Consider the following 11,033-nt stretch of genomic DNA (forward strand, 5'->3'; position numbering starts at 1 on the left):
AATGTTGTACTTGCTTTCATAATTGTCGTCTTTAAATATTAAATATTTGTTGACGAAAGTCAAATCAATTATGCTCGTTTTAAGGGTAAAAAAGGCAACAAAAACTACCACAATTTTTGTTGACCGATTTGCTATCCTCCGGCCAGTAAACAATGGAATTTCACCCCTATGTTTTTACGGTTTTTAGAACCCAAAATCGCACTTTAAAAAGTGTTGACCGATTTGTGAACCTAAGGTATGCTTTTTTATGCATTAAATTGATATCCTTAAAAACAAAAAACCCTGTAAACATATGATTTACAGGGTTTTGATGGAATTTTCTGTTTCCTTCAGTGAGCGCAGAAGGATTCGAACCTTCGACCGCCTCCTTAGAAGGGAGGTGCTCTATCCAGCTGAGCTATGCGCCCATTAACAATACTAAGTATTGATAATGCAATTAAATTCTTTACTTCGTCGGGGTGGCAGGATTCGAACCTGCGACCTCCTCGTCCCAAACGAGGCGCGATGACCGGGCTACGCTACACCCCGAAGTATAGAAAATTGAAAAAAATTGCGGAGAGGAAGGGATTCGAACCCCCGGTACCCGTAAAGGTACAACTCCTTAGCAGGGAGCCCCGTTCGACCACTCCGGCACCTCTCCTAGATTTTTAACAATCTGTATATTTAATTTTGTAAAAGAACTTATTTTTTGCGTGTGCAAATCTACACTACCTTTACGTATTACACAACCTTTTTGAAGTTTTTTTTCAATAAAATAATGTTTTTTTTCGCCCTAATCCTTGAAGTTTCAATCAACTCTCTGAAATCAAATAAATTAACATTCTAATAATACTTGCCGAAATATTTTCAACCTCTATATTTTAACCACACACCCTCAGTTGAATCAAAAATCACGTATTTTTTATTCTGGATACTCAATTCTTAGATGGTAAATATTCTTTAGCTTTTTCTTTAATACCTTTTTGATCGTTTCAATCTCACGGAAAGTGATATCTGCATTTCTAAATTGTCCATCTTCCATTTGTTTTGCAATAATTCTATCAATCAAAACATCAATAGACTGTGCTGTAGGCTCCTTCAAACTTTTAGAAGCTGCTTCTGCGGCATCACTCATCATCAATATGGCAGTCTCTTTAGAGAAAGGAATAGGACCTGGATATTGAAAGTCTTCTTTATTGATATCTTCTAAGTTTCCTTCTTCCTCTTTTTTATAGAAATAATAAACCGTACTGGTTCCATGATGTGTCCTAATGAAATCAATAATCCTATCTGGAAGTCCATGTTTTTTCGCAAGTTCAATACCATTCAAAGTATGATTGATAATGATACGTGCACTATCTTTAGGTGTTAAATCATCATGTGGATTTACAGCTGTGGATTGGTTTTCGGTAAAATACATTGGATTCACCATTTTCCCAATATCGTGGTATAATGCCCCTGTTCTAACCAACATAGAATTGGCTCCTATTTCGTTTGCAGCGGCTTCTGCTAAATTAGCTACTTGCATGGAATGCTGAAAGGTTCCTGGTGCTTTTTCATTTAAGTCTCTCAATAGTTTAGAATTTGTATTTGACAACTCCAATAAAGTAACATCAGACACCAAACCAAAGGTTTTCTCGTACATCCAAATTAAGAACAATGACAAAAAAGAAAGTACACCATTCAAAGCAAACATTACAAAGTAATCCCAATTAATTTGAGTTATAGAACCTTCATGAATGATAGAAAACGCAAAATAGGTAAGCATATAAATTAAGGTAATCTGCCCCACCGAAATAAATAAGTTTGCACGTTTGTACAATTCAGAAACCGTTAATATGGTTACGATACCCGCAATAATCTGTAGATAAATAAACTCAAAACTATTAGGCACTATAAATCCTAATAACAATACGGTTAGTACATGTGTAAAGAGCCCCAACCTTGCATCAAAAAATGCTTTCAATACGATAGGTAAAATACTCAATGGAACTACATATAAATAATCTACTTGGTATTTAATGGTAAACGTCACTAAAAAGATCATCAATAATATATTGAAGAAAATAAAAGTTACCTTCATATTATCGTCAAAAATCTCCGCTCTATCTTTTCTCAAAAAGAGCAACAACATCAACAATGCCAAGGAAACTAACACGGTATACCCAAATACTATCCAATAATAATTGGCTTGACTCCATGTTTGAGATTTGTATTCGTTTTTTAAAGAATTTAAAATATCAAACTTTTTACCTTCTACAATATCCCCTTTAAAAACGATCAATTGATTGGCAGTGATCAACCCCGTTGTATAGGAAATAGAATTAATGGAATTCCGAAGCGCCTTGTTGGTGAAATTTTCATCATATCTAATATTCCCTTTTACAACTTGAGGAATGATTCTAATCAAATCGTCATTGTATTTATAATTAGATCGTGATGAAATTTTAGATTGGATGTATTGAAAAAGTTCATTTGATTCTATAAAATCGTCAAAAGCAACTTCAATTATTTCATTCCCTCTTCTTAATATAACCTGTTCTGTACGATCAGAAATTTTTGCCTCACTTGCCGAGTCAACAAATCCCTTTTTATACAAACCAGATAAAATTGAATTCCCTTTAGACATGATCACACGCACTGTTAAAGAATCAACATTTAATTCTTTTACTTTTTGAAGCATTTCCTTCTGAACTTCTGGAAACACATTATAATCATACTCAAAGAACAATTTTGATTTTTGCGCCAATTCCTTTTTTTCCTGCTCAATTAATTCAGGACTTTTTTGAATTGCGAAATCGAAAGGAGCATATAAATTTTCATATTGCCAAGGTTTCCCTTTTTGAAATTCATATTTGAACTTCCCTCCTTTTGGAAAAAAATACACTACTAAAAAAACAGTAGTGATAAACAGAAAAACCTTATAAATTATAGAATTATTCTGATAAATTGTATTGATGATTTTTTTCATGTAATCTTAATTGATAGTCAAAAATAAACAAATTTAAAGGGAGTATGATTTCTGAGCAATATTTTATTAATCCTAGAATATTTTTTACATTTATTGATGCTCTATTCTCAACATATTTCGCCCTATTTTCTCGAATTATTTGAGTACTTTCGCATAGACCTCATTCTTAATCCACAAAGCTTATGAACAAAAAAGTTGTCATTGTTTCAGCCGTACGAACTCCTATTGGAAGTTTTCTCGGAAGCTTGGCTAGCGTATCGGCGACAGACCTCGGAGCTATTGCCATTCAAGGAGCTCTGGAGAAAGTTAATCTAGACCCAAAACTAGTAGAAGAGGTTTTAATGGGCAATGTTTTACAGGCTAACTTGGGACAAGCTCCAGCCAAACAAGCTGCTTTAAAAGCGGGCATACCAGATACGGTTCCTTGTACTACAGTTAATAAAGTTTGTGCTTCTGGAATGAAAACTGTGACTCAAGCTGTACAGTCAATTCTTTGCGGAGATACAGATATAATTGTTGCAGGTGGTATGGAAAACATGTCGCAAGCACCGCATTACTTTAAGGCTAGAGAAAATACAAAGTTTGGAAACTTAAATTTTGTAGATGGCTTACTCAAAGATGGTCTTACCAATGTTTACGATCAACAACATATGGGAGTATGTGCTGATTTATGTGCTGAAACCTATAAAATTTCTAGAGAACAACAGGATGATTTTGCTCAAGAATCCTATACCCGTGCAAAAGAAACATGGGAGCAACATGGATTTTCGGAAGAAATTATTCCCGTAAGTATTCCACAGAAAAAAGGAGATCCAATTCTAGTAGACAAAGATGAAGAGTTTTTGAAAGTGAATTTTGAAAAAATGAGATCTTTACGACCTGCTTTTTCAAAGGAAGGAACCGTAACAGCAGCGAATGCATCTACTTTAAATGACGGTGCCGCGGCTCTTGTTCTTATGTCAGAAGAAAAAGCAATGGAACTTAATTTAACTCCACTTGCCACTATTTTAGGGTATGCAGATGCTTCACAAGAACCAGAGTTTTTTACTACTAGCCCTTCTAAAGCGCTGCCTAAAGCACTTTCCAAGACTAATATTTCTTTAGATCAAGTAGATTATTTTGAATTGAACGAAGCTTTTTCTGTGGTAGGCCTTGCCAACTGTAATCTTTTAAACATTCCATTAAACAAAACAAATATAAAAGGAGGAGCTGTTGCATTAGGACACCCTTTAGGTTGTTCAGGTGCAAGAATTTTAGTTACTTTGACCCACATTCTTTTTAGCTACAACGGAAACATTGGCGCAGCAGGAATTTGTAATGGCGGTGGTGGTGCCACTGCAATTATTATTGAAAAAAACAAAAACAATTAATGGATTACGGAATTTGTAATTTAAGCATCGTTCCTTTACGTGAGGAACCCTCTGATAAAGCTGAATTGGTATCTCAAATATTGTTTGGAGAACATTTTAAAGTACTTGAAATCCGTAAAAAATGGAGTAAAATTCGTTTGGCATTTGACAGCTATGAAGGTTGGTTAGACAACAAGCAATTCGAATTGATTGAAAAGGAAATGTATGATTCCTTAGAAAAAGGGCCTAAAATTCTAGCAGGAAACTTGGTGGATTTCATCAGTAATCAAAAAAATGAATTGATGACCGTGCCTATTGGTGCCAATCTACCCAATTTTAGAAATAATAAGTTTTCTATCGCCAACGAACAATATAGCTATGATGGAGAGGTTTTAAGTTCAAAACAGCCGAAATCCAATTTAATTCAAACTGCCTTTTTATTTTTAAACAGTCCATACCTATGGGGTGGTAAAACTCCTTTCGGAATCGATTGTTCTGGCTTTTCACAACTGGTCTACAAACTAAATGGTTACAGTTTGAAACGAGATGCATCTCAGCAAGCAAAACAAGGAGAGGTATTGAGCTTTATAGAGGAAAGCGAACCAGGAGATTTGGCCTTTTTTGATAACGACGAAGGTGCTATCACTCATGTTGGAATTATCATGAAGGACAATTATATCATTCATGCGCATGGAAAAGTAAGAATTGACAGATTGGACCACTCCGGAATTTACAATGTTGACTCCAGAAGACACACACATAAACTTAGAGTGATCAAAAAGATTATTTAGGATTGTTAAATATCTTATAACTTAAAAAAATTAAAATAAACTAGTTGATACTTTAGTATCTTTGACAGCATATTTGAATTGACTTCAATACAATGAAAAAAATATTTCTTGTTTTTACAACTTTATTATATCTATTGACTTCTTGTGAAGATGATGATTTTTGTGATGACCCTACAACTCCAAGATTGATTATTGAATTTTACGACAAAGAGGATCCTACAACAAGAAAACAAGTACCAATTTATGCTTGGGCAGATCAAAAAGACTCTATTTACCAATTGGTATTGACTGATTCTATTTTATTGCCCCTAAACACTCAGTCCACTTCAACAAAATATAAATTATCGACAACCAACGATGTTGAAACTTTAGATTTGACATATACTACTTCCGATGTTTTTATATCTGAAGGATGTGGATATATTGCCCACTTCAATGATTTTGGGGCAAATTTAGAACCAATAATTGATCCTGAATTAGAAAGTTGGATTGATAGAATTGAGGTAAACGTTACAAAAATTGAAAATGAAACAGAGACACATATTAAGGTTTACCATTAGTTTTTGTTTTATGCTGTTTGTATCACTTTCAAACGGTCAAGAAAAAACAGAACCTGAAGCAAAAAAGGACACAGAAGTTGTTGCAAAAACATCTACTATAGATGCTGATTCTATTGTTGTTTACAAAAAAAACTATGGTCTACGACTTGGAATTGATATTGTGAAACCAATTTTATCTGCAGTTAAAACCAATTACAATGGTTTTGAAATTGTGGGAGATTATAGAGTTAAAAAGAACTTATACATTGCTGCAGAAATAGGAGTTGCTGAACAAGTAAAAAGAAGAGATACTTATGCTTTTACTGCTAGCGGATCATATATTTCTGCTGGGGTGAACTGGAATACCTTTAAAAACTGGTTGGAGATGGATAATGAAATCTATGTGGGTGCACGATATGGATTTAGTTTATTTGATCAAACCGTAGATCAATATACTATTTATCAAGAAGGAACAGAAATAGACGGAATTTCTGGCCCCTATTTTGAACCAAGATCGAATTTCACACCTAGAACCTACGAGAATTTAACCGCACATTGGTTTGGACTTTTGTTTGGACTGAAAGTAGAAACTTTAAAAAACCTATACCTTGGTGCGCACATTCAATTTAATTTTATATTGAATCAAACTCAGCCTGATAATTTTCAAAATCTATATGTTCCAGGATTTAATAAAGTTTTCTCCACAGGAACAGGTCTTGGATTTGGATATACTATCGCTTATAGAATACCATTGTACAAAAGATAACCCGCATGCAAAAAATACCTAGTGTTAATTTACAGGATTTTTTATCCGACGACTCTGAAAAGAAAAAAGTGTTTACCAAACAAATAGGAACTGCTTTTAACGAAATTGGTTTTGTCGCTTTAAAAGGTCATTTTTTAAGTGATGAATTGACGACCAATTTATACAAGGAAATCAAACATTTTTTTGAACTTTCAGAAGAAATGAAAAAAAAATATGAAATTGAAGGCATCGGAGGTCAAAGAGGCTATACTTCATTTGGTAAAGAAAGCGCCAAAGGTAAAAAGGAAGCTGATTTAAAAGAATTTTGGCACTTTGGACAGTATGTTCAAAATGATGAAGTTCTCAAAAAGCAATATCCTGAAAATGTCATTGTTTCTGAAATCCCAGAATTCAACAGTATCGGAAAAGAAACGTTTCAATTGCTTGAAAAAACAGCCAAATATGTATTACGAGCTATTGCCCTTCATTTAGGATTGGATGAATTTTATTTTGATCCATACATCTTAAACGGAAACAGTATCTTAAGACCTATTCACTACCCTCCTATTCAAGACAAACCAAAAGGAGCGGAACGTGCAGCAGCTCATGGAGATATCAATTTAATTACCCTATTGATGGGGGCTCATGGTAAAGGGCTACAAGTTCAGAACCATAATGGAGAGTGGATTGATGCCATTGCACAACCCGATGAGTTGATGATCAATGTTGGAGATATGTTATCAAGATTGACAAACAACAAGTTAAAATCGACGATACATAAAGTAATCAACCCGCCAGAAGAACTTTGGGGAACTTCTAGATATTCCATTCCATTTTTTATGCATCCTAAAGCAGAAATGAAATTAAATTGTTTGGAAGAATGTATTGATGCCAACCATCCAAAATTATATGAAGATATTACCGCCGGAGAATTTTTAACGGAACGTTTGATTGAATTAGGATTGATAAAAGCATAAACATGGACAAAAATGTAGTAAGAGTATTTATTCTTGGTTTTATTTGGGTTGCCACGGGAATCATTATCAACCTTACCAAAAAGGAAGAGGGAGCTGGTATGCTAGCTTTGGCAATTGGACTTTCTATAGAATCTATTGCCCTTATCATGTTCTTTTGGAAAAAAATCAAAAACAAACAATAATACAGTAGCATGGCAAAAAAGAAACTTAACGACTTATCTGATCTAGGAGGATTTGTATTCTCAACAAATGATGATTTCGATGTAAATCAAAATGAAGAATTAGAAACACTTTCTCCGAAAGACCAAAGATTAGAAGCATTATTTTCTAACAAAGGAAGAGGTGGTAAAACCGTAACAGTTATCAAAGGTTTTGAAGGCTCAGAAGCTGACCTAAAAGCCTTAGGTAAAAAGCTAAAAACAAAATGTGGTGTTGGAGGTTCTATCAAAGATGGAGAAATAATTATTCAAGGTAAATACCGAGATAAAATTATGGACATCTTAAAGACGGATGGCTACAATGTAAAACGTGTTGGAGGTTAATTCCACAGTAATTTTCACCAATTAATCTCAGTTTTATTTTTCGATTTTAAAAACGCATTGGTTTTGCTAAAATGCTTATTTCCGAACCAATAGCCCCTATTTGCACTTAAAGGTGAAGGATGTCCACTTGTTAGAATCCAGTGTTTGGTTGCATCAATCTTTTTTCCTTTTTTTTGAGCGTATCCACCCCATAAAAGAAAAACCACATTCTCACAGTCTTCAGATATTTTTTTTATAACTGCATCTGTAAACTTTTCCCATCCTTTTTTTTGATGTGAACCTGCTTTATGTACTTCAACGGTTAACGTTGCGTTCAACAAAAGAACTCCTTGTTTTGCCCAATGAGATAAATTTCCTGAATCAGGAACCATAAAACCTACATCAGTTTCTAACTCTTTAAAAATATTTTTTAAAGATGGTGGATGCTTTACACCCTCCAAAACAGAAAAACTCAAACCATGTGCTTGTCCAAGATCATGATATGGGTCTTGTCCTAAAAGAACGACTTTTACATCCGCTAAGCTGCATTGGTTAAATGCTTCAAAAACATGTTTCTTTTCTGGAAAACAAATTTCATTGGAATATGCATTTTCAACAAATTGTTCCAATTCTTTAAAATAAGGTTTTTGAAATTCCTCTTTTAAAATATTTCTCCACTCTAAACTTAAATTTTCTACCATAGGATTTGAATTGGAACAAATATAAAATCATTCTTTTTAATTATTCAAAAATTATGCAGTAGTTCTTTATAGAAAACAGATACTTTTATGAAATATCCTTACTTTTGTAGGCACTATACATCTTGAATTATAGAAGAAAAATTACGTATTTCAATGGGATTTATTTCACAAAAAACATTAGACGATTTAGAGTTTAATTCTATTTTAAACAGTGTTGAAGAACACTGCATATCTGACTTAGGGAAAAAATTGGTTCAAGAAATCAAGCCGATTTCTAACAAACCTGACTTGTTTATAGAATTAGCTCAGGTAAAAGAATACAATTCGTCACTTATAAGTGAAAACAGAATTCCTAATCATTATTTTGAAGATTTAACGAAGGAAATACACCTTTTAAAAATTGAAAATAGTCGACTAGATGCGGCTTCCTTTTTAAAAATTGCTACCAATTCTGAAACTGTTAATGAATTATTGTTGTTTTTCAGAAAATTTAGCGAGTACTTCCCTACTCTTCTCTCAAAATCTAGTGAAATAGAATACACAAAAACTGCTATTGATGAAATTCAAAAAATCATCACTCCGTATGGAGAAGTTCAGGACAAAGCTTCTGCTTTCTTAAGAGAGATCCGTAAAGAAATAAATATTGCAAGAGCAAAATTGAGCAGTTCTTTTTCTAGAGAAATGAGCAGATATGACAATGCTGGTTACTTAGATGACATTAGAGAATCTGTGGTTGACAACCAGCGTGTTTTAGCGGTACAAAACATGCATCGCAAAAAAGTAAAAGGAAGCTTACTAGGGAGTTCTAAAACTGGAAGTATTGTTTTTATTGCTCCGCAAGCAACTTTAGAACTGCACAGAGACATTCAGAATTTACAACACGATGAAAAACAAGAAATAAATAGACTTTTAAAAGTTCTTACAGAAACAATTCGTCCATTTTTCCCGTTGTTCATTAGTTATCAAGACTACTTAACAAAACTAGACTGTATAGGAGCTAAAGCAAAACATGCTTATGCAAATAATGCTTTACTACCAAAATTTTCTGATTCTAAAAGAATCTATTTTGAAGAAGCTTATCACCCTATTTTATTAGAAAAGAATAGAAAATCAAAATTACCAATCGTACCGCAAACTTTGGAGCTGAGCGAATCTCAACAAATTATTGTTATCTCTGGTCCTAATGCAGGAGGAAAAAGTATCACCTTAAAAACAATTGGACTCCTGCAAGTAATGGTTCAGAGTGGTATGCTAATTCCTGTTGATGAACATAGTGAAACTTACTTTTTTGACACTATACTATCTGACATTGGAGACAATCAATCCATAGAAAATCAATTAAGTACGTATAGTTATCGTTTGAAAAACATGCGTGGTTTTTTAAAACGATGTAACGAGCATACTTTATTTTTAATTGATGAATTTGGGACAGGAAGTGATCCTGATCTGGGAGGGGCGCTAGCTGAAATATTTTTAGAAGAATTTTATACTAAAAAAGCTTTTGGAGTGATTACAACCCACTATTCTAACTTAAAGGTTTTGGCAAATGAGTTAGAAAATGTGAGCAATGCAAATATGCAATTTGACGAACGTACTTTAGAACCTTTGTTCAAATTACACATTGGTCAGGCGGGTAGTTCTTTTACTTTTGAGGTCGCACAGAAAAATGGAATTCCGTTTAGCTTGATCAACAGAGCTAAGAAAAAAGTTGAAGGAGAAAAAATCCGACTGGACAAAACCATTTCTAAATTACAAAAAGAAAGAAATCAGCTACAGCGTAACTCACAAGTTCTAGAAAACGAACAATTAAAAGCTAAAACCCAAACTCAAAATTTATCTGACAAGGAATCTAAAATAAAAGCTAAGTTGAATAGTTTTCAAGAGCTGTACGATAAAAATCAAAAAATGCTTACGTATGGAAGAAAGTCTAATGAACTGATCAATAAATACTTTCAAACCAATAATAAAAAAGCACTATTTGCTGAATTCAACAAATGGGTACTTATCGAAAAAACTAAGTATCTAGAATTAAACCCGCCAGTCAAAAAAGACAAAAAAGCGAAGGCTGTAAAACAAGCCAAAGTAAAAGCAGAAAAACAAAAAGAAGTACAGCTAGAAAAGATTGAAAAAGAAATTCTTACCAAAGTTGTTGAAGTTCGAAAAGAAAAGGAGGTAGAGGCTAAACGCAAGGCAAAAGAAAAAGCGTCTTACAGATTTAAAGTAAATGACAAAGTTCGATTGATTGATGGAAAAGCCTGCGGTATTATAGATAAAATAGAAAAGAACAAGGTCGTTATTGACTATGGAATGTTTACCACGCAAGCTACTTTAGACAAAATTGAATTGGTAGTTGCCGCTAAAAAATAAACTAAGTTTAGATTTCACTATACATTCTTTTGTGTATCTTTAAATTCTAAATATACCCCTATGAAAACTTTTATCTACGTATTTCTATGCGTC

The 11,033-nt window shown here is 33.5% G+C and carries 10 protein-coding genes and 3 tRNA genes; 8 read left to right on the top strand and 5 right to left on the bottom strand.

From position 1 onward, the window contains the following. Positions 1–333: 333 nt before the first annotated feature. The 4 genes from P8H68_RS09455 to P8H68_RS09470 all read right to left on the bottom strand — a co-directional run bounded on the left by P8H68_RS09455 (position 334) and on the right by P8H68_RS09470 (position 2,950). Positions 334–407: transfer RNA gene (locus tag P8H68_RS09455), tRNA-Arg, on the bottom strand. A 46-nt stretch (positions 408–453) separates the two neighbouring features. Next, positions 454–528, bottom strand: a tRNA-Pro gene (locus P8H68_RS09460). Between the two features lie 25 nt (positions 529–553). Then, positions 554–640, bottom strand: a tRNA-Ser gene (locus P8H68_RS09465). Positions 641–901: 261 nt separating this feature from the next. Further along, the gene (locus P8H68_RS09470; protein WP_300324026.1) at positions 902–2,950 is read right to left on the bottom strand and encodes an HDIG domain-containing metalloprotein; all 2,049 of its coding nucleotides are present in this window, start codon (positions 2,948–2,950) and stop codon (positions 902–904) included. Between the two features lie 182 nt (positions 2,951–3,132). Between P8H68_RS09470 and P8H68_RS09475 the strand changes: the two genes are divergently transcribed. From P8H68_RS09475 to P8H68_RS09505, 7 genes are all read left to right on the top strand, one after another. Next, on the top strand, positions 3,133–4,320 hold the full coding sequence (locus P8H68_RS09475; RefSeq protein WP_300324029.1) for an acetyl-CoA C-acyltransferase: 1,188 nt from the start codon (positions 3,133–3,135) through the stop codon (positions 4,318–4,320). Beyond that, positions 4,320–5,090 carry a C40 family peptidase gene (locus P8H68_RS09480; RefSeq protein WP_300324032.1) on the top strand — a complete coding sequence of 257 codons (771 nt, stop codon included), beginning with the start codon at positions 4,320–4,322 and terminating at the stop codon, positions 5,088–5,090. Before P8H68_RS09475 ends, P8H68_RS09480 begins: the two co-directional genes overlap by 1 nt. Positions 5,091–5,182: 92 nt before the next feature. Then, entirely contained in the window at positions 5,183–5,650 is a 468-nt protein-coding gene (locus tag P8H68_RS09485; RefSeq protein ID WP_300324035.1) for a DUF6452 family protein, read from the top strand. Between the two features lie 10 nt (positions 5,651–5,660). Beyond that, entirely contained in the window at positions 5,661–6,395 is a 735-nt protein-coding gene (locus tag P8H68_RS09490) for a DUF6048 family protein (protein ID WP_300324038.1), read from the top strand. 5 nt (positions 6,396–6,400) lie between these two features. Then, positions 6,401–7,351 (top strand): 2-oxoglutarate and iron-dependent oxygenase domain-containing protein, encoded by a 951-nt coding sequence (locus tag P8H68_RS09495; protein WP_300324040.1) that lies wholly within the window; start codon positions 6,401–6,403, stop codon positions 7,349–7,351. 2 nt (positions 7,352–7,353) lie between these two features. Continuing rightward, positions 7,354–7,533 (top strand): hypothetical protein, encoded by a 180-nt coding sequence (locus P8H68_RS09500; protein ID WP_300324043.1) that lies wholly within the window; start codon positions 7,354–7,356, stop codon positions 7,531–7,533. Positions 7,534–7,542: 9 nt separating this feature from the next. Beyond that, complete coding sequence (locus tag P8H68_RS09505) at positions 7,543–7,893, top strand: translation initiation factor (protein WP_300324046.1); 351 nt, start codon at positions 7,543–7,545, stop codon at positions 7,891–7,893. 14 nt (positions 7,894–7,907) lie between these two features. On the opposite strand, the gene ung is transcribed toward P8H68_RS09505, so the two are convergent. Then, positions 7,908–8,573, bottom strand: coding sequence for a uracil-DNA glycosylase (ung, locus tag P8H68_RS09510; RefSeq protein WP_300324049.1), 666 nt, complete (start codon positions 8,571–8,573; stop codon positions 7,908–7,910). 153 nt (positions 8,574–8,726) lie between these two features. Between ung and P8H68_RS09515 the strand changes: the two genes are divergently transcribed. Next, complete coding sequence (locus tag P8H68_RS09515) at positions 8,727–10,940, top strand: DNA mismatch repair protein MutS (protein ID WP_300324052.1); 2,214 nt, start codon at positions 8,727–8,729, stop codon at positions 10,938–10,940. Positions 10,941–11,033: the final 93 nt, after the last annotated feature.

It is taken from the genome of Flavicella sp. (genome assembly GCF_029238425.1).
Classification (GTDB): Bacteria; Bacteroidota; Bacteroidia; order Flavobacteriales; family Flavobacteriaceae; genus Flavicella.

What these genes read in the sequence shown, in the direction of transcription:
- ung (WP_300324049.1), bottom strand. Translation starts at nt 8,573, where the DNA reads ATGGTAGAAAATTTAAGTTTAGAGTGGAGAAATATTTTAAAAGAGGAA.
- P8H68_RS09475 (WP_300324029.1), top strand. Translation starts at nt 3,133, where the DNA reads ATGAACAAAAAAGTTGTCATTGTTTCAGCCGTACGAACTCCTATTGGA.
- P8H68_RS09490 (WP_300324038.1), top strand. Translation starts at nt 5,661, where the DNA reads ATGCTGTTTGTATCACTTTCAAACGGTCAAGAAAAAACAGAACCTGAA.
- P8H68_RS09470 (WP_300324026.1), bottom strand. Translation starts at nt 2,950, where the DNA reads ATGAAAAAAATCATCAATACAATTTATCAGAATAATTCTATAATTTAT.
- P8H68_RS09485 (WP_300324035.1), top strand. Translation starts at nt 5,183, where the DNA reads ATGAAAAAAATATTTCTTGTTTTTACAACTTTATTATATCTATTGACT.
- P8H68_RS09495 (WP_300324040.1), top strand. Translation starts at nt 6,401, where the DNA reads ATGCAAAAAATACCTAGTGTTAATTTACAGGATTTTTTATCCGACGAC.
- P8H68_RS09515 (WP_300324052.1), top strand. Translation starts at nt 8,727, where the DNA reads ATGGGATTTATTTCACAAAAAACATTAGACGATTTAGAGTTTAATTCT.
- P8H68_RS09500 (WP_300324043.1), top strand. Translation starts at nt 7,354, where the DNA reads ATGGACAAAAATGTAGTAAGAGTATTTATTCTTGGTTTTATTTGGGTT.
- P8H68_RS09480 (WP_300324032.1), top strand. Translation starts at nt 4,320, where the DNA reads ATGGATTACGGAATTTGTAATTTAAGCATCGTTCCTTTACGTGAGGAA.
- P8H68_RS09505 (WP_300324046.1), top strand. Translation starts at nt 7,543, where the DNA reads ATGGCAAAAAAGAAACTTAACGACTTATCTGATCTAGGAGGATTTGTA.